The sequence below is a fragment of the Arthrobacter sp. UKPF54-2 genome, assembly GCF_007858535.1.
Lineage (GTDB): Bacteria > Actinomycetota > Actinomycetes > Actinomycetales > Micrococcaceae > Arthrobacter.
Genome location: NZ_CP040174.1, coordinates 1,804,617 through 1,821,513, shown reverse-complemented (window position 1 = coordinate 1,821,513; position 16,897 = coordinate 1,804,617). Strand labels below are relative to the sequence as shown.

Below are 16,897 nucleotides of genomic sequence, written 5' to 3'. Positions count from 1 at the left end.
AGGAGCCCTGCGGCACACTAGTAGCGGCAGGACCGACCGGCCCGAGACGGGCCCAGCCCCGAGGAGACGCTATGACCCCCGATTCCCCCGCCGGCGAGCCGTGGAAGATCACGCTCGGCGAACTTGACGAGAAGATGGGCGTCAAAATCGTGGAGCAGTCGGTGGAACGGGTCGTCGCCACGATGCCGGTGGAAGGCAACCGCCAGTCCTTCGGCCTGCTGCACGGCGGCGCCTCGCTGGCCGTCGGGGAGGCCGTGGGTTCCTGGGCCGCGGTGATCCACGCCAGCACCCTGGGCAAGACCGCTGTGGGCGTGGACGTGTCTGCGACCCACCACAAGTCGGCCCGGGAGGGGATCATCACTATCACCGCCACGCCCCTTCATCTGGGCGGCACGGTGACCACCCACGAGGTGCTGATCACCAACGAGGCCGGCGAACGGCTCTGCACACTGCGCATCACCAACCTGCTGCTGGAGCGCAAGGGCTAGGCCCGGCTGTTGGCGCCGGGCCTAGCCCTTGCTAAAGCTGGCTGCTCGCCCGGACGACGAGGCGTGCCGGAAAGATGAGTGGCTCCCGGCTGGTACCGGGGTCTTCAATGTCTGCGAGGAGGAGGCGGCCCGCCTGGGTCGCCATTTCCACGGTGGGCTGGTTGATGGTTGTCAACGGCAGTTCTCCCGGTGCAGCCAGATGGTCATCAAAGCCGACGACGGCGACGTCCTGCGGCACCGACCGCCCTGAAGCGTGCAGGGCCGTGATGGCGCCGCGGGCCATCAGGTCGGACGCGGCGAAGATGCCATCCACACTGCCGTCCGCCGCGAGGAGCCGTTCGGCGGCTTCAGTCCCACCCGCGGGAGTGAAATCGCCGTGGGCGACCGGACCCGGCCGCAGCCCGGCCTCCTTGAGGCCGGCCTGCCAGCCAGCAAGCCGGTCCGCCGCCGCCGTCATGTCCAGCGGCCCCGTAATGGTTGCCAGCCGGGTGCGTCCGGCAGCGGCGAGGTGAAGCGCGGCCTGCCGGCCGCCTTCGAAGCTGTCCACGTCAACGTAGTGGATGCCCAGCCCGGCGTCCCACGGCCTGCCAATGAAGACGGTGGGCAGTCCCGACGCCGCAAGCTGCTCCGTCCAGCTGTCCGCCTTGTGGTGCGAGACCACGATGGCGCCGTCGACGTGGCCTCCGCGCAGGTAGCGGACAGTCCGGGACGGATCGCCGCCGGCACGGGACATCAACAGGACCAACTGCATGTCCGTCTCCCGCAGCGCTTCCGTGACCCCGGTGATGACGGCCGCGAAAAACGGGTCCATCATGACGCGCGCGTCGGGTTCGTTGATGACCAGGGCGATTGAGGAGGTCCGGCGCGTGACCAGGCTGCGTGCGGCCCGGTTGGGGGTGTAGCCGAGGGAAATGACCGCAGCGTCCACCGCCGCCTGCGCCTCCGGGCTGACGCGGGAACCCCCGTTGATGGCCCGCGAGGCGGTGGAGCGTGACACTCCGGCCGCCGTCGCGAGGTCTTCAAGGGTGGGGGTGGGCCTGGCCGGTCCGGCCTGCTGACCCCGGTGGATCTGTGCGCTCATTACCTTGAGAATACGACATCCCCGGGTTCCGGGCTGACGGGCGCAACTTCGCGGGCCGGCAGGGCGTTTGCCGCCGCCACCGTCGCGTACCACAGGCCGCTCGCCTTCGGGATACGTTCCAGCGTCTCGTAATCGACCCGGACAAGACCGAAACGCTGGTGGTAGCCGTAGGCCCACTCGAAATTGTCCAGCAGCGACCACGCGAGGTAGCCGCGGACGTCCGCGCCGTCGTCGATCGCGGCGCGCACCGCGCGCAGGTGAACATCAAAGAACTCCAGCCGGTCCTGGTCGTCGACGAAACCGTCCGCGTCGGGAGCGTCCGGGTAGGCGGCGCCGTTCTCTGTCATGTAGATCGGAATGCCGGCAGGGCCCGTGTACTCGCGCTGCAGCCTGGTCAACAACCGATACAGGCCCTCGGGCTGCACCTCCCAGCCCATCCCGGTCACCGGCAGCCCGCGCGGCACGGAGTGCACCCCCTCGGCGGACACAAACGGCGTGGGCGCCGGCCCGTTGTCCGACGCCGGCGCCGCCTGCGCCGTCGTCGTCACGGTCTCCGGCTGGTCCCTTTCTTCGGCGGGAGCGGCGTCCCTGGTCAGCGCCTCGCCCTGGTAGTAGTTGACGCCGAGCAGGTCCAGCGGCGTGGCGATGACGGCGAGATCCCCGTCCTGCACCACGGCGTCGAAGCCCAGGCCGGCGACGTCGTCCAGCACGTCCGCCGGGTATTCACCGCGGAAGAGTGGGTCCAAGAAGATCCGGTTATGCAGGCCGTCGATCCGGCGGGCCGCGTCCTGGTCCTCCGCCGAGTCCGGATCCGCCGGGTCCGCGACGGTCAGGTTCAGGGTGATCCCGAGGCGCGCCTCCGGGTCGCGCCGGCGCAGCTCCGCCGTGGCGAGTCCGTGCCCCAGCAGCAGATGGTGCGCCGCCGCTAGGGCAGCCGCCGGTTCCTGCCGGCCGGGGGCGTGGACTCCCGCCGCGTAGCCGAGGAAAGCCGAGCACCAGGGCTCGTTGAGCGTGGTCCAGATGCGGACCCGGTCACCCAAGGCCTCATGCATGACGGCCGCATAGTCCGCGAAGAGTCCCGCCGTCTCGCGGTTGGCCCAGCCGCCCCGGTCCTCAAGCGCCTGCGGCAGGTCCCAGTGGTACAGGGTCAGCCAGGGAGTGATCCCGGCGGCCAGGAGCTCGTCCACCAGCCGGGAGTAAAAGGCGATTCCCTCGGGGTTGGGCGTCCTGCCGTCAGGCATGCAGCGTGCCCACGACGTCGAGAACCGGTACGCGCTGAGGTTCAGCGACTTCATCAACGCGACGTCCTGGCCCGAGCGGTGGTAGTGGTCGCAGGCGACGTCCCCGTTGTGGGCGTCCGCGACGGCGCCGGGAACCCGGGCGAAGGTGTCCCAGATGGAGTCCTTGCGGCCGCCCTCATGGGCGGCGCCTTCGATCTGGTAGGCGGCGGTGGCCGCGCCCCAGAGGAAGCCCTCGGGGAAGGTGATCGGGGTGGTGCTCATCCTTTGACTGCTCCTTGCATAATTCCTGATACGAGTTGGCGCCCTGCTGCGATGAAGAGCAGCAGCAGCGGGACGGTGGCCAGCACAGCTCCAGCCAGCACCACTGAGTAGTCCACGAAGTGCGCCGCCTGCAGCAGCTGAAGGGCAACCGGCAGGGTGGGGTTCGAGGGGTCCAGCACAATGAAGGGCCAGAAGAAGTTGGTCCACGTGGCGACGAACGTGAAGAGGGCCAGCATGGCCGCCGCCGGCCGGGCCGCCGGGAAACCGACGTACCAGAAGGCCTGGATCATTGACGCCCCGTCCATCCGTACGGCCTCGATCAGCTCATCGGGCAGCGCGTCCCGCAGGTACTGGGTCATCCAGAAGACGCCGAAGGCGGTGACCAGGCCTGGAATGATGACGGCCCAGAGCGAGCCGGTCCAGCCCAGCTTGGCCATGACGATGAACAGCGGTACGACGCCCAGCTGGGTGGGGACCGCCATGGTGGCGATCACGAACACCAGCAGGGCCTTGTTGCCGCGGAACCGCAGTTTGGCGAACGCGAACCCGGCCAGGGTGGAGAAGACCACCACGGACGCGGCCGTGACACTGGATACCAGAAGGCTGTTGCCCATGGCCTTCCAGAAGGGAATGCTGTCGAAGACCTTGGCCGCGTTGGCCAGGAAGTTCCCGCCGGGCAGCAGCGGGATGCCCCGGCTGAGCGCGGTGCTGTCGTGGCTGCCGACCAGGAAGGACCAGTACAACGGGAACAGCGAGGCCAGCACGACGGCGGTGAGGGTGCCGTAGGTCAGCACCCCGGGACGGCGCACGGCCCCGCCCCGCCCGGCGCCTGGCTTGCGTCCAGGCCCTCCCGGGCGGTTGAGGCGCCGTTCGGCGTTCCGGGCGGCGCCCGCGCCGGCGGACTGCCGGATCATGGGGATGGAGCTCATGAGCGGTCTCCTTGGTTGGCGATGCGCCGGGTGAGCAGGAAGTTCGTCAGGGCGATCAGGACGATCATCAGGAACAGCAGCCAGGCCACGGCCGAGGCCCGCCCGAAGTTGCGCTGGCCCCAGCCGAGTTCCCAGATGTACATGGTCAGCGTCTGCCACTGCCGGTCCGCGCCGCCGAGCCCGGACTGGTCGAACACCCGCGGCTCATCGAAGATCTGCAACCCGCCGATCGTGGACGTGATGGCCACGAAAATCACGGTGGGGCGCAGCATGGGGACCGTCACCGAGAGGAACTGCCGGAGCCGCCCCGCGCCGTCGATGGTGGCCGCCTCGTAGACGTCCCGCGGGATGGCCTGCATGGCCGCCAGGAAGATCAGCGCGTTGTAGCCGAGCCAGCGGAAGTTGACCATGGTGGCAATGGCCAAGTGGCTGGCCAGCTGGTCCGAATGCCAGCGGACCGGGTCGAGGCCTACAGCCTGCAGCACGTTGTTGACCAGGCCAAACTGGTCCGCGAACAGGTTGTTGAAGATCAGGCCCACCGCCACCGGAGCGACGACGAAGGGCACCAGCACCCCCATCCGCCAGAACGTCCTGGCCCGGAGGTTGGCGTCCAGCACGGCCGCGATCAGCAGCGCCAAAACCACCTGGGGCACCGACGAGAGCAGGAAGATGCTCACGGTGTTGCCCACGGCGTTCCAGAAATAAGGCTGTCCGAGCACGAAGGCGAAGTTGTCGAAGCCGATGAACTTGCCCTGGCCGCCAATCAGGTTCCAGTTGTGCAGCGAAACCCAGCCCGTGTACACCAGCGGGAACAGGCCCGTCAGGGAGAACAGCAGGAAGAACGGCGAAATATAGAGGTAGGGCGAGACCTTGACGTCCCACCGCGAGAGCCGCTGCGAGAACGCAAGCCTGCGCACGCTCCGGCCGCCGTCGTCCGTGCTGCCGCCCGTGGGCCCCTGGAGCCTGACCCGGTCCGTTACTGCCATGGCTTAGAGAGACTTCACGGCCGCGAGGAACTTGGTCCAGGAGGAAGCGGCGTCGTCGGACTTATCCACGTCCACCCGGGTGAGGGCCTGCTGCATGGCGTCATTGATGGCGAAGAACTTCGGGCCCTTGAACGGGGAGGCGCCCACGGCCTTGGCCCGCTCGGCAAAGATCTTGCCGGTCGGGGCGTTGTTGAAGAAGGTGTTGGTCTGGCTCAGCAGGGCGTCGCTGGAGAGGGCCTGGACCTGGCTGGGGAACGTGCCCTTGGCGGTGAAGGCCTTGATCTGCTGCTCCGGAGCGGTCAGCCAGGCGGCCAGCTTCTTGGCCTCGGCCTGGTGCTTGCTCTGGGTCGGGACGGTCAGGTAGGAGCCGCCCCAGTTTCCGCCACCGCCCGGGAAGACGTTAGCGACGTCCCAGCCCTTGACGCCGGCGGCGTTGCCCTCGATCACGCCGAGCATCCAGCCCGGGCAGAGGGTGGTGGCGAACTTCTGCGACTGGAAGCCGGCCACCCAGTCGTTGCTCCACTGGCTCAGGTGGGCGGAGAGATTTTCCTTGGTGGAGGCGTTGAGGACCTTGGTGTACGTGTCCTTGACGGCCGGGTTGTCCGCGGCGATGACCGTGCCGTCCTCCTTCTCGTAGGCCTTGTCCAGCTGGTTGCTCATGGCCTGGTAGACGGATCCGGCGGAGTCGAACCAGGCCGGGCCGGTCTTCGCGCCGACGAATTTCTTGCCGGCGTCGAAGTAGCTGTCCCAGGTGGTGCCGAGCATCTTGGCCACGGACTCACGGTCGGTGGGGAGGCCGGCGGCCTTGAACAGCGAGGAGTTGTAGCAGACGGCCTCGGGGCCCGAGTCGGTGCCGTAGCCGATCAGGTGGCCGTCGTCGGTGGTCGCGGCCTTGGCCTTCCAGTCCAGCCAGCGGCCCTCGACGCCGGGATCCTTGAGGTCAACGAACTTGTCCGGGTACTGCTTGAGCTCGGAGAGCCAGTCCACCTCGATCGCCTCGATGTCGGAGAGCCCGGAGCCGGCCGCCAGGCGCGTGGTGAGGTTGTCGCGGGCCTCGTTGGTGGTGGCGGCCTTCTTGTGCTGGATCGTAACGTTCGGGTTGAGGGTCTGGTACTCCTTGATCAGATCCTCGTAGCCGAATTCGTTGAAGGTGGCGATGGTGAGGGTCACCGGTTCCTTGCCGGTCTCGCCCGAGGGGCCGGAACTCTTCGGGGCGTCGGCGCCGCAGCCGCTGAGGGCAAGGGTGAGGCAGGCAGCCGACGCCGACAGCGCGGCGAGTTTGCGGGGGAATTTCACGCGGGGACTCCTTCGTCAGGGTGGGTGATGGGGCGGGTGCGGACTCATGGCGTCCCGTCACCCTCATGGGAACGCTCCCACATCCATTGTGGGAGCGCTCTCACGAGGATGGTGTCGCACATCACAGGGCCTTGTCAACCCACCCGCATCGGCAGCGGATGATCCCTTGCCGGGACCTGGAGCCGGTGTTACGCTTCCCGGCGGGAGCGCTCCCACAACCTTCCGCACGGAGCCCCGCCACCCCCACAGAGAGCAGGCCGAGCAATGCCGCTAGCCCACTTCCCGTCCCGCCCGACGTCCCCGCCGGGCCTCCGCAAATCCCAGCACGGCGCTGGCCGGCTGATCGTCGGGGCCGTCGTCGCCCTCGCCGCGGCCTTGGCCGGCAGCGCCGCGGCCACCGCCGCCGTGCCCGCCGGCACCGGCGCGCCGCCCGCCGTCGTCGTCCCGGCAGCCCCAGCCACCCCGCCAGCCCCGTCCGCTCCGGCGAAGCCCGCCGCGGCGGCCAAGCCGGCACCGGGCGCCGCGTCCGCGTTCGGTCCCAACGTCCGGGTCTTCGATCCGAGCATGCCGGTGGCGCAGATCCAGGCCACCGTCGACGCGATCGCCGCCCAGCAGGTCGACGACGAGATGGGCACCAACCGCTACTCGCTGCTGTTCAAGCCCGGCACCTACGGCACCGCGGAGACGCCGCTGATCATCCAGGTGGGCTACTCCACCGAGGTGGCCGGCCTAGGCAACTCCCCCACCGACGTGACCATCAACGGCCACGTGGACACCTACAACCGCTGCCTCACCGCGGACAACTGCATCGCCCTGAACAACTTCTGGCGCTCGGTCTCCAACCTCACCATCAACGTCACCGGGCTGGACGGCTGCCGCGCCTCGGCCAACTTCTGGGCCGCCTCCCAGGCCTCCCCGATGCGGCGGGTCAACGTCACCGGCGGAAACCTCACCCTGATGGATTACTGCACCGCCGGACCGCAGTACGCCAGCGGCGGCTTCATCGCCGACTCCAAGACCGGGTTCGTGATCAACGGCTCCCAGCAGCAGTACTACGTCCGCGACAGCACCCTCGGGGGCTGGTCCAACGCCGTCTGGAACCAGGTCTTCTCCGGCGTCAACGGCGCTCCGGCACAGTCCTTCCCGGACCCGCCGTACACCACGCTGGCCAGCACCCCGGTCAGCCGGGAGAAGCCGTACCTGACCATCGACGGTGCCGGCAGCTACTGCGTGTTCGTTCCCTCCGCGCGGCAAAATTCCTCCGGCACCACCTGGGAGAACGGTCCGACGGCGGGACGCAGCGTGCCGCTCTCCGACTTCTACGTGGCCACGCCCGCCGATTCGGCCAAGGACATCAACGTCCAGCTGGCCCGCGGCAAGAACCTGCTCTTCACCCCGGGCGTGTACGACATCGACAGCACGCTTGAGGTCAAGCGTGCGGACACCGTGGTCCTCGGGCTCGGCATGACCACCCTGACCGCCGTCGGCGGCGCCGTTCCGCTGGAGGTCGCGGACGTCTCCGGCGTCCAGGTCGCCGGCCTCACCATCGACGCCGGCACCGTGAACTCCCCGGCGCTGATGCGGCTGGGCAAGGCCAGGGGCAACGCCTCCCACACGGATGCCTCCGGCAAGCACGGGGACCCGGCCAACCCCACGGCCCTGCACGACGTGTTCTTCCGCATCGGCGGCCCGCACGTGGGCAAGGCCTCCGTCAGCCTCGAGGTCAACAGCGACGGCGTGCTCCTGGACCACATCTGGGCCTGGCGCGCGGACCACGGCAACGGCGTGGGCTGGGACACCAACACGGCCGACAACGGCGTCACCATCAACGGCGACGACGTCACCGCCACCGGCCTGTTCGTGGAGCACTACCAGAAGTACAACGTGACCTGGAATGGTGAGCGCGGCCGGACGGTCTTCTTCCAGAACGAATTGCCCTACGACGCGCCGAACCAGGCTGCATGGCAGCACGACGGCGTCCTCGGCTGGGCCGGGTACAAGGTTGCCGATGCCGTCCGGTCGCACGAACTCTGGGGCGGCGGCAGCTACGTCTACACCAACGTGGATCCCTCGATCCACGCCACCCGCGGCTTCGAGGTCCCGGTCACGCCAGGCGTCAGGCTGCACGGGCTGCTGACCGTGAACCTGGGCGCGGGAACGCTGGACCACGTGGTCAACGACACCGGCGCGCCAGTCTCGACTGACGCAGTGGGCGTACCCAGCTACGTCGTCGATTTCGGCTGATACCCCCGGCGGGCGGGCGTCTCCCGGCCCCGCCCGCCGGTAGCCGAGGGGGCGGCACCGCCTGGGCCTACTCGGTCAGCGCGGCCCTGACGGCCCGGCGGCGTCGCTGGATCAAGAGCCCGGCGGCCAGCAGGACGGACCCGCCTGCCAGGCCTGCAGCCGGCAGCAGCCACTCGATGCCGGGCCCCGGCACCTGTCCGGACCGCGTTGGCGGGGCCGCCGCCGGCGCAGCCGCCGGCTCTTTGGCCTGAGCCTCCGGCACGACGTCGGTCTTCCCGGACGGGCCCGAGGGCGGGGCAGGCGACACGGCACCGTCGTCGGATAGCTCCCCGGGCTGCGCGAAGCCATACGGTTGAGGGGCCACCCCCGCTCCGGCTGGCTCGGCGGCCGGCACCGGCACCGCGCCGGGAACCTCCTGGCCAGCCGCGGCGGCGGCGCCGGCGGCCGCCGGCGCGGAGACGTCAACGGCAAGAGTGACCGCACCTGACCGGCTGAAGCCGTTGACCGTCTCTGCCGTGAAGGTCAGGTGGCCTGCGGTCGCAGGGGCGGCGAAGGACCAGTGTCCTGCCTGGTCCACGGGTACGTCCGTCGGCGACTGGCCGGGGACGGTGATCCGGACGGCAGACCCGGCGGCTACGGCGGAGGCGGGCGCTGCCCGAACCTGCCCGGAGATGACTCCCCCGGGACTAACCGCCGGGTTAGCCGCCGGGTTGGCGGGTACGACGAGTTCCGGTTTGTTCAGGAACAACTGCAGTTGGACGTCCGGGACCAGCTTCAGGGCATCCTCGAGGGTGGCGGCGATGGCACGCAATTGGGTGCTGCCTTGCTTCTCGGCCGCGGTGTGGGTACCCACTGCAAAGTTGCCGCTGATCCAGGGGCCACCGGAATCACCGCCGTCCGACGTGACCGAGGTGGAATCGAAAGCCCTGACCGCACGGAGGTCGTTGGCGAAGTTTGGCGGCAGACTCTTCGGGCCGGGGATCAGCCAGATGCCGACCGAGTCGACCGTGCCGCACCTCCATCCGGTGGTGCGGCCGGACCGGCACACGGGCTGGCCCACCTTCGGGGCCATCGCTCCGATGATTTTGACGGCCGTGGGCCCCGGGTTTGCGGGATCCGCGGTGTTATATGCTGGCTCCTCGCCACGCCACTTGGTCACAGCCGGTTGGATCCTGATGCCTGCCGCTAGGTCCTTGATCACGGCGATGTCGGTCCCGAAGTTGCCGGGGTTAGTGGTAGTCGCCGTATTGCCAGGGCCGCCGAACTGGCTGAACCCGAAGGTTCCGAGCGGCGCGAGGACAGCAGGCTTGGCCGTCGTCGCACCCCCGGCCTTCGAGGCGGTGGCCGGCTCGATGCCCGTCGTGTGGCTGGCGCCGTCATTGCTGCAGTGGCCGGCGGTGAGGACGAGCGGGGCACCGGTCGTTCGGTTGTAGGCTCCGAAACCGTCGGAGCACGTGAAGTTCCCGTCCGTGACGTAGCCCTGCCCGCCGAAGAGGTCCGAGACGACCGCAGCCTGGGTGGTGACCGGGGAGCCCTTTTCCAACTGGACATTGTTGTACCGTGCTACAAAATCCGCGGCCGCCATCGTGGCCGCCGCGGAAGTTTGGGTCGGCGGCGGCTGCATGGGCAGGAAGTCCGGCAGCGCGGCCTCGGCCGTGTTGGTCCCACCGGTGCGGATGACAAAGTGGCCGTCGGCGTAGGCCACGGCCTGCAGTCCGGCCGGACCGACCTCGCGGACGTAGGCCTCGAACAGCTCGTCCACGCTCGAGGCCACCTGCAGGGCGGGCAATTGCCCCTGTGCGGCGGCCGGGCCGGGGCCCTCAAGCACGAAATCCGCCGTCGGGCCTGCCGCGTTCAGCTCCTCGATGCGGGACTGCAGCTCCGCGCCGCCGCCCCGGACGACGATTTTGCCGCCCTTAAGGCTCATGCCCCCGTAGCCCGGGAGCTCCCGGAGGGTCGTTGCGGCATCGGCGGCACGCTTGGCCAGCTGTCCTGCTGCGTTGAATTCCTCCACTGTCAGGCCGAGGTCCCTCCGGACGGCCTCGGCCAGTCCGGCGTCGCTGAGGGCAGCGGGTGTGGGTTCGGATCCGGTGGACTCAGCCGGAGTCGCGGCCGTTGTGCCGGCCTGCCCGGCCTCGGCGAAGGCGGGGACGGCCAGCGACGAGCCCGCGAGCACAGCGGCGGCCGCCGCCATTCGCACCACCAGCACGTATTTGGGAGTCTTCACCCGGTTACTCTAACGCCCCAATTTGGCCATAAGGGCGGCCATTTGCCCGACTGTTACCCCATTGTGGCCCAGGAACTCCTCGGTTTTTACCTGCCGCACGAAGCGCAGGAGGCTTTCCCGGCGGCCTGCGACCAGCGGCGCGAGTACGTCCTCGGGCAGGTAGCGCTCGTGCGGATGCGGGGTGGCGGCCACCCGGTGGTGTTCGTTGATGGCCCGCAGGGCGCGCTCGTAGGCCAGCGCAATGGCGTCCTCCCCGGCTCCGGCCAGGTCCTGGAGCATGGCTGCGATCATGCCGCTGCGGTCCCGGCCTGCCGAGCAGTGGATCACGACGCCGCCGCGGGCCGCCGCGACGGCCTTGAACACGGCAGCGAGCTTGCCCGGGAAGATCCTGGCATTGTCCGGATAGGACGCCGGGTCGTTCAGGTAGGGGACGCACAGGGCGCGGAATTCACTGTTGGAGGGGTCCTCGGTGGGGGCGTGCACGACGTCGAACACCGCCAGCGCCTCCTCGCTCACCGGCGGGTCGGTGTCGCGGCGGTGGATTTCCTCAGGGTTGCGGAGGTCGATAACGGTGCGGATGCCGTCGTCGTAGGCCTGCTGCCAGCCGTCCTCGGTGAGCCACTCCCGGCGCCCCATCCGGTAGACGCTGCCGGCAACGTGCCAGGCGTTGACCGCCCCGTCCCAGCCCACCTTGCCGCCAGGATTTTGCTCTTTCACGGAATCACCTCATCCCACCTACCCACCGAACCCGCGCTAGCGCCGCTTCGCCAGCCTGAACTCAAGGGCGCTCCGGACCATCGGCCACTCGTGTTCCAGGATGGAAAACACCACGGTGTCGCGTAGCACGCCGTCGGCCGTCCGGGTGTGGCTGCGCAGGACGCCGTCCTGTTTGGCTCCAAGCCGCGCGATCGCCTCGCGGGACTGGTGGTTGAGCCAGTGCGTGCGGAACTCGACGGCCGGGCAGCCGAGGGTTTCAAAGGCGTGCCGCAGCAGCAGCAACTTGGAGTCCGGGTTGCTGCCGCTGCCGTGCGCGGAGGCGGCGTTCCAGGTGGATCCGATCTCCACCCGGGGCGTGGCGGCGTCGATGTTCATGTAGGTCGTCATCCCGATCACCCGGCCCGGGACGCCGGTGGCCCGGTCAAGCAGCCGGGTGGTGAAGGGCAGCATCGAACCAGACTCCTGCAGTGCCAGTCGCCGGTCGATCTCGGCGGCCATGGCTTCCGGCGCAGGGACGGAGGTGTACCAGAGCTTCCAGAGGTCGCCGTCCCGGACCGCGTCCACCAGGCCGTCGTGGTGGTCGTGGCTCAGCGGCTCCAGCACCACGTACTGGCCGGTGAGAGTGAGGGGTTGAATGCGGTTCACGGAACCATCCTAGGCGCGGGACCGTTGCGCCCGGCCGGCCCCGGGACGGCCCGGAGGCAGGTGTGCTGTCCATTCGGGGACTTCTGGGTAGGCTGGGCCCATGATCACAGTCACCGGCACGGTCCGCTCAGCTCTGGAGGCCGGCGAGGCCTTCGCGTACCTCTCGGCGTTTGAGCACACGCCCGAATGGGATCCCGGAACTCCGGTGGTCAGGAAGCTTTCCGACGGGCCGGTCGCGGTAGGACACCGGTACGAGGCGGAAGCGGAGTTCCGTGGCAAGCGCCAGACGCTGATCTACGAGGTGGTGGAGCTGGCTGCAGGCCGCATCACGTTGCGCGGCGAGAACAAGGCCGTCATCTCGGTGGACACCATCGAGGTGGAGTCCACGGGCCCCGGCTCCAAAGTCGATTACACCGCGGAATTCGAGCTCAAAGGCTGGCGCAAACTCGCCGAACCGGTCGTGAGGCCGGCCTTCCAGTCCCTGGCCGGCCCCGCCATGGACGGCATGAAGAAGGCCCTCGACTCGCGGGCCTCAGAGTAGGCCCGGCTGCCGGGCGGCGCGCGGCCGGCGCCTGCAGGGAGCCTGCTGGGGGCCTGCACGGCCCGGACGGATCCCCCAATGAGTATCCGCCCGGGTCAGGCTCAGGTGGTCCAGTCGAAGAAGCCTTTGCCGGTCTTGCGTCCGAGTTCACCGCGGGCCACCTTGTCCCGGAGGATCTGCGGCGGGGCAAAGCGCTCGCCCAGGGTGGAGGCCAGGTATTCGGCGATGCCCAGCCGGACGTCCAGGCCCACGATGTCGGTGGTGCGCAGCGGGCCGGTGGGGTGTTTGTAGCCCAGGACCATGGCGTTGTCGATGTCCTCGGCCGAGGCGACGCCTTCCTCCACCATGCGCATCGCTTCGAGCGCGATCGCGACGCCCAGCCGTGAGGAAGCGAATCCCGGGGCGTCGTTGACCACGACGGCGGTCTTGCCGAGGGCTTCCACCCAGCCGCGGGCGGCGTGGGCGAGGGCCTCGGACGTCTGTTCCCCGAGGACCACCTCGATCAGAGTGGATGCCGGGACCGGGTTGAAGAAGTGCAGGCCCAGGAAGTTCTGCGGGCGCTTCAGCTCGCGGGCCAGGCCGTTGACGGAGAGCGAGGAGGTGTTGGAGGCGAGGTACGCGTCGGCTGCGAGCCGCTGCTCGATTCCGCGCAACGAGGCCACCTTGAGGTCCCAGTCTTCGGGTACGGCTTCGACGACGAGCTGGCGGTCCTTGAAGTCGTCATAGTCCACGGTCACGGAGAGCCGGGAGACCATCTCGTCGAGGTTGGCGTCAGTGGCGCCGCGCTCAATGCTCTTGGCCGCCGCTGATTCCACGCGCTCCCGGGCCGCCTCGGCGGACTGCTCGTCGCGCTCGACGACGAGCACGTTGGCGCCGTTGACCAGGAAGGCATGGGCGATGCCCGCGCCCATGCGGCCGCCGCCGAGCACTCCGACGGTCGCGGGGAGATTCGAGGGGAGTGCCGAGTTGCTCATGTTTACTTCTTCCGGTCTGAATTCGGGCCTGGTTCTTTGGCTGATTTCTTGGCTGACTTCTTATCAAGGAAGGCCTGCATGCGGTCGAACTTCGCTTGCGATTCGAAGAGGATCCCCTGCGCCAGCTGGTCGATCAGCGGGTGTGCCTCCGCCGGGGCGTGGAACACCGACTTGGTGATCCGCACCGCGAGCGGGTCCTGCTGCGCGATCCGGTCCGCCAGCGCGTGGGCGGCGTCCATCAGCTGCTCGGGCTCGTGGATCTCGGTAATGAGTCCGACGGCGAGCGCCCGGTCGGCCCGAAACACCGCGCCGGCCAGCAGGATTTCCTTGGCCACGGGCTCCCCCACCAGCTCCTTGAGCCGCCAGCTGGCGCCCGCGGCGGCCAGGATGCCGAGGCCCGTCTCGGGGTTGCCGATCCGGATCCCGGGTGTGCCGAGCCGGAAGTCGGCCGCGTAGGCCAGCTCGGCGCCGCCGCCGAGGCAGAAGCCGTCGATGGCGGCGATGACCGGCATGGGCAGCTTGGCGATCCGGACGAAGATGGTCGAGTTGATGCCCTGCAGCGCGTCGTCGCGGCGGCGTTCGCGCAGCTGGGAGATGTCCGCGCCGGAGGCGAACACTCCCTCCGTGCCCGCGATCACCAGCACCTTGGGCGTCTGCTCCAGGTAGGCGCAGACCCGGTGCAGCTCGTCGACCATCTGCTGGTCGATCGCGTTGCGGACCTCGGGGCGGTTGAGCAGCACGACCACCCGGTCGGGGCGTTCCTCGACCAGGAGCGTGGCGAAGCCGGCCGGCTCGAGGGCCGGGGCCGCCACTAGACGCGCTCCAGCAGCATCGCGGTGCCCTGGCCGACGCCGATGCACATGGTGGCGAGGCCGATCTTCGCGTCCTCGCGCTCCATCCGGCCCAGCAGGGTGATGGCAATCCGGGAACCGGAGGACCCGAGCGGGTGCCCCAGGGAGATGGCGCCGCCGTCGCGGTTCACAATCTCCGGGTCCAGGCCGAGCCGGCGGATGGTGGCCAGGGACTGGGTGGCGAAGGCCTCGTTGAGCTCGACGGCGCCGAGGTCGCCGACGTCGAGCCCGGCCCGGGCGAGGACCTTTTGTGTGGCCCGGACGGGGCCGATGCCCATGATCTCGGGTTCGCACCCGGCGGAGGCGCCGTCGATGATGCGGGCCCGCGGCGTGAGGCCGAGCTTCTGGATGGCCGCTTCGGAGGCGACGATGATCGCGGAGGCGCCGTCGTTCAGGGTGGAGGAGTTGCCGGCGGTGACCACGGAGCCGCCGGCGACGACGGGCCGCAGCGCCGCGAGCACGTCCAGGGTGGTGCCGGCGCGGGGCCCCTCGTCCGTGTCCACAACCGTCTCGGCCTTGCGCGTCTTGACGGTCACGGGGACGATCTCGTCGGCGAAGCGACCGGCGGCGATGGCGGCGAGGGAGCGCTCGTGCGAGCGGACGGCGAAGGCGTCGGCATCCTCGCGGGAAATGCCGTCCACGCGGGCGACCTCTTCGGCCGTTTCCGGCATGGAGTAGGTCATCTTGCCGTCCCGGGAGAGCTCGCCCTTCTGGAACAGCGGGTTAGCGAAGCGCCAGCCGATGGAGGTGTCGAAGATCTGGCCGGGCTTGGCGAAGGCGGTCTGCGGCTTCTCCTGCACCCAGGGGGCGCGGCTCATGGATTCGACGCCGCCGGCTATCACGATGTCCGCGGCGCCGGACTTGATCATCTGGCTCGCCATAATGATGGCACTCAGGCCCGAGGCGCAGAGCCGGTTGACGGTGATACCGGGGATGTGGAGGGGAAGGCCGGCCAGGAGGGTGGCCATCCGGGCGACGTTGCGGTTCTCCTCGCCGGCGCCGTTGGCGTTGCCGAGGATAACCTCGTCGATGGCGTCCGGGTCGACGCCGGCGCGGGCCACGGCTTCCCGGACCACCAGCGCGGCCAGGTCGTCCGGACGGACCGCGGAGAGCGCCCCGCCGTACCGCCCCACGGGAGTGCGGGCACCGCCAACAAGAAAAGCCTCGACCATGAGAACATCCTTCACCAAGGGAGCAGGGCCGGCAGCAGGGGAAATTACCGACCGTTCGTTCTATAAAGATTACACGGCAGGGCAAGGGGGTCAACCGAGCGTCCCCGGATGACGCGGCGGCTCAGGCCACGGTGATGCCGAGCTGTCCGGCCAGCAACGGCGCCAGCAGGGTCAGTTGGCTGTCGTCGACCACCAGCCCCGCGAGGGAGTCGAGGCCGCTGAGCGACCGGAAATCGGTGCCGCGCAGGTCGAAGTCCCTGAGTCGGGCACCGCTGAAGTCCAGGCTGCCAACGGTGCAGTTCTACAGGGCCACCCGGGTGGCGGTGCAGGAGCCGAGGTCCAGTTCGTTGATGATGCAATCACTGATCTGCACGTCCGTGAGTTTCGAGCCGCGGAGATTGACGTAGTCCAGCTTCCCGCCGTCGATCCGCACGGACTGCCAGCCGCTTTCATAGAGTTCCGCCGACCCCCAGCGCGGATTGCGGATCTCCACGTCGCGCAGGCTGGAGCGGGCCGCCGTGAAGACGGGGGCGTAGACCTCGGCCAGGACACAGTCGCGGAAGCCCGCGCCGCGCAGTTGCGTCTCGTTGAAGGAGGCACCATTGAACTCGCACTCGGCGAAGTCCGTTCCGCTGAGCTCCAGCCCGTCTGCGGCCGCCCGGCTGTACCGGACGCCGTCGTATCGCTCGCCGCGCCGGAAGTCCGGGGCCAAATCCTCCACAAGGTCCGCCAGTTGGACCGGCACCAGGCGCGGGGCTGCGACCTTGGATCCGCCAGAAGCCCGCGCCATTACAGGGATTCCGTGCTGGCCGGCGGGCAGGTTCTGAGGATGGTTGCGATCTCCATAAATCCGAGCCTAGCCGGGTCCAAAGGGAACCCTGCCTCCGGGGCGAAGGAGTTGATCAGGTCAAACCCCTTGAATTAGTAAGCATGCTTTGTGTTATGGTGAAAGTGCGTTGAATTTCAACCGGAAACGAAAGGTGAAACACACCATGGGTATCGGAGACAAGATTCAGAACGAAGCGGAGCACCTCGGCGGCAAGGCCAAGGAAGCTACCGGCGACGCCACCGGCAATGACCGCCTGAAGGCCGAAGGCCAGAAGGACCAGGTCGTCGCCGACGCGAAGAAGGTCGGCGAGAACGTCAAGGACGCGGTCAAGCGCGACTAGTCCTTAACCTCGACGGCGTCGGACATTCCTTTGGGGGATGTCCGGCGCCGTTTTGTGTGTCCGGATGCAAGACTG

At 68.9% G+C, this 16,897-nt stretch carries 15 protein-coding genes and 1 pseudogene; 4 read left to right on the top strand and 12 right to left on the bottom strand.

Annotated features, from left to right (window positions below; genetic code table 11):
- Positions 1 to 71 precede the first annotated feature (71 nt).
- A complete protein-coding gene (locus E7Y32_RS08335) occupies positions 72 to 488 on the top strand; it encodes a PaaI family thioesterase (protein WP_146336716.1) in 417 nt (138 codons plus the stop codon).
- A gap of 31 nt (positions 489 to 519) precedes the next feature.
- Here E7Y32_RS08335 and E7Y32_RS08330 read toward each other — a convergent pair whose 3' ends face one another.
- The 5 genes from E7Y32_RS08330 to E7Y32_RS08310 are packed head-to-tail and all read right to left on the bottom strand — an operon-like array spanning position 520 to position 6,282.
- A complete protein-coding gene (locus tag E7Y32_RS08330; RefSeq protein ID WP_146336715.1) occupies positions 520 to 1,569 on the bottom strand; it encodes a LacI family DNA-binding transcriptional regulator in 1,050 nt (349 codons plus the stop codon).
- The gene (locus E7Y32_RS08325) at positions 1,569 to 3,071 is read right to left on the bottom strand and encodes a glycoside hydrolase family 1 protein (RefSeq protein ID WP_146336714.1); all 1,503 of its coding nucleotides are present in this window, start codon (positions 3,069 to 3,071) and stop codon (positions 1,569 to 1,571) included. The genes E7Y32_RS08330 and E7Y32_RS08325 overlap by 1 nt, the downstream gene beginning before the upstream one ends.
- On the bottom strand, positions 3,068 to 4,000 hold the full coding sequence (locus tag E7Y32_RS08320) for a carbohydrate ABC transporter permease (RefSeq protein WP_146336713.1): 933 nt from the start codon (positions 3,998 to 4,000) through the stop codon (positions 3,068 to 3,070). The genes E7Y32_RS08325 and E7Y32_RS08320 overlap by 4 nt, the downstream gene beginning before the upstream one ends.
- The gene (locus tag E7Y32_RS08315; protein ID WP_146336712.1) at positions 3,997 to 4,986 is read right to left on the bottom strand and encodes a carbohydrate ABC transporter permease; all 990 of its coding nucleotides are present in this window, start codon (positions 4,984 to 4,986) and stop codon (positions 3,997 to 3,999) included. The genes E7Y32_RS08320 and E7Y32_RS08315 overlap by 4 nt, the downstream gene beginning before the upstream one ends.
- A 3-nt stretch (positions 4,987 to 4,989) precedes the next feature.
- Positions 4,990 to 6,282 (bottom strand): extracellular solute-binding protein, encoded by a 1,293-nt coding sequence (locus E7Y32_RS08310; protein ID WP_146336711.1) that lies wholly within the window; start codon positions 6,280 to 6,282, stop codon positions 4,990 to 4,992.
- A gap of 264 nt (positions 6,283 to 6,546) precedes the next feature.
- Here E7Y32_RS08310 and E7Y32_RS08305 point away from each other — a divergent pair, with 264 nt between their 5' ends.
- Complete coding sequence (locus tag E7Y32_RS08305; protein ID WP_261382385.1) at positions 6,547 to 8,526, top strand: adenylyl cyclase; 1,980 nt, start codon at positions 6,547 to 6,549, stop codon at positions 8,524 to 8,526.
- Positions 8,527 to 8,593: 67 nt separating this feature from the next.
- Here the strand turns inward: E7Y32_RS08305 and E7Y32_RS08300 are convergent, their stop codons facing one another.
- The 3 genes from E7Y32_RS08300 to E7Y32_RS08290 all read right to left on the bottom strand — a co-directional run bounded on the left by E7Y32_RS08300 (position 8,594) and on the right by E7Y32_RS08290 (position 12,115).
- A complete protein-coding gene (locus tag E7Y32_RS08300) occupies positions 8,594 to 10,753 on the bottom strand; it encodes a S1 family peptidase (protein WP_146336710.1) in 2,160 nt (719 codons plus the stop codon).
- A 9-nt stretch (positions 10,754 to 10,762) separates the two neighbouring features.
- A complete protein-coding gene (locus E7Y32_RS08295; RefSeq protein ID WP_261382611.1) occupies positions 10,763 to 11,443 on the bottom strand; it encodes a tyrosine-protein phosphatase in 681 nt (226 codons plus the stop codon).
- A 63-nt stretch (positions 11,444 to 11,506) separates the two neighbouring features.
- Positions 11,507 to 12,115, bottom strand: a complete 609-nt coding sequence (locus E7Y32_RS08290; protein ID WP_146336709.1) for a GNAT family N-acetyltransferase — start codon at positions 12,113 to 12,115, stop codon at positions 11,507 to 11,509.
- A gap of 100 nt (positions 12,116 to 12,215) precedes the next feature.
- Here E7Y32_RS08290 and E7Y32_RS08285 point away from each other — a divergent pair, with 100 nt between their 5' ends.
- Positions 12,216 to 12,656 (top strand): SRPBCC family protein, encoded by a 441-nt coding sequence (locus E7Y32_RS08285; RefSeq protein WP_146336708.1) that lies wholly within the window; start codon positions 12,216 to 12,218, stop codon positions 12,654 to 12,656.
- A gap of 101 nt (positions 12,657 to 12,757) precedes the next feature.
- Here the strand turns inward: E7Y32_RS08285 and E7Y32_RS08280 are convergent, their stop codons facing one another.
- From E7Y32_RS08280 to E7Y32_RS08265, 4 genes and pseudogenes are all read right to left on the bottom strand, one after another.
- Complete coding sequence (locus tag E7Y32_RS08280) at positions 12,758 to 13,630, bottom strand: 3-hydroxyacyl-CoA dehydrogenase family protein (protein WP_146336707.1); 873 nt, start codon at positions 13,628 to 13,630, stop codon at positions 12,758 to 12,760.
- Positions 13,631 to 13,632: 2 nt separating this feature from the next.
- Complete coding sequence (locus E7Y32_RS08275; RefSeq protein WP_146336706.1) at positions 13,633 to 14,442, bottom strand: enoyl-CoA hydratase/isomerase family protein; 810 nt, start codon at positions 14,440 to 14,442, stop codon at positions 13,633 to 13,635.
- Positions 14,442 to 15,653 carry an acetyl-CoA C-acyltransferase gene (locus E7Y32_RS08270; protein ID WP_146336705.1) on the bottom strand — a complete coding sequence of 404 codons (1,212 nt, stop codon included), beginning with the start codon at positions 15,651 to 15,653 and terminating at the stop codon, positions 14,442 to 14,444. Before E7Y32_RS08270 ends, E7Y32_RS08275 begins: the two co-directional genes overlap by 1 nt.
- Positions 15,654 to 15,774: 121 nt before the next feature.
- Positions 15,775 to 16,443: pseudogene (locus tag E7Y32_RS08265) on the bottom strand (pentapeptide repeat-containing protein).
- A 202-nt stretch (positions 16,444 to 16,645) separates the two neighbouring features.
- Between E7Y32_RS08265 and E7Y32_RS08260 the strand changes: the two are divergent.
- On the top strand, positions 16,646 to 16,822 hold the full coding sequence (locus tag E7Y32_RS08260; protein WP_146336704.1) for a CsbD family protein: 177 nt from the start codon (positions 16,646 to 16,648) through the stop codon (positions 16,820 to 16,822).
- Positions 16,823 to 16,897 lie beyond the last annotated feature (75 nt).

Coding starts and splice junctions, on each gene's coding strand:
- E7Y32_RS08335 (WP_146336716.1), top strand. CDS start 72: ATGACCCCCGATTCCCCCGCCGGCGAGCCGTGGAAGATCACGCTCGGC.
- E7Y32_RS08330 (WP_146336715.1), bottom strand. CDS start 1,569: ATGAGCGCACAGATCCACCGGGGTCAGCAGGCCGGACCGGCCAGGCCC.
- E7Y32_RS08325 (WP_146336714.1), bottom strand. CDS start 3,071: ATGAGCACCACCCCGATCACCTTCCCCGAGGGCTTCCTCTGGGGCGCG.
- E7Y32_RS08320 (WP_146336713.1), bottom strand. CDS start 4,000: ATGAGCTCCATCCCCATGATCCGGCAGTCCGCCGGCGCGGGCGCCGCC.
- E7Y32_RS08315 (WP_146336712.1), bottom strand. CDS start 4,986: ATGGCAGTAACGGACCGGGTCAGGCTCCAGGGGCCCACGGGCGGCAGC.
- E7Y32_RS08305 (WP_261382385.1), top strand. CDS start 6,547: ATGCCGCTAGCCCACTTCCCGTCCCGCCCGACGTCCCCGCCGGGCCTC.
- E7Y32_RS08285 (WP_146336708.1), top strand. CDS start 12,216: ATGATCACAGTCACCGGCACGGTCCGCTCAGCTCTGGAGGCCGGCGAG.
- E7Y32_RS08280 (WP_146336707.1), bottom strand. CDS start 13,630: ATGAGCAACTCGGCACTCCCCTCGAATCTCCCCGCGACCGTCGGAGTG.
- E7Y32_RS08270 (WP_146336705.1), bottom strand. CDS start 15,653: ATGGTCGAGGCTTTTCTTGTTGGCGGTGCCCGCACTCCCGTGGGGCGG.
- E7Y32_RS08260 (WP_146336704.1), top strand. CDS start 16,646: ATGGGTATCGGAGACAAGATTCAGAACGAAGCGGAGCACCTCGGCGGC.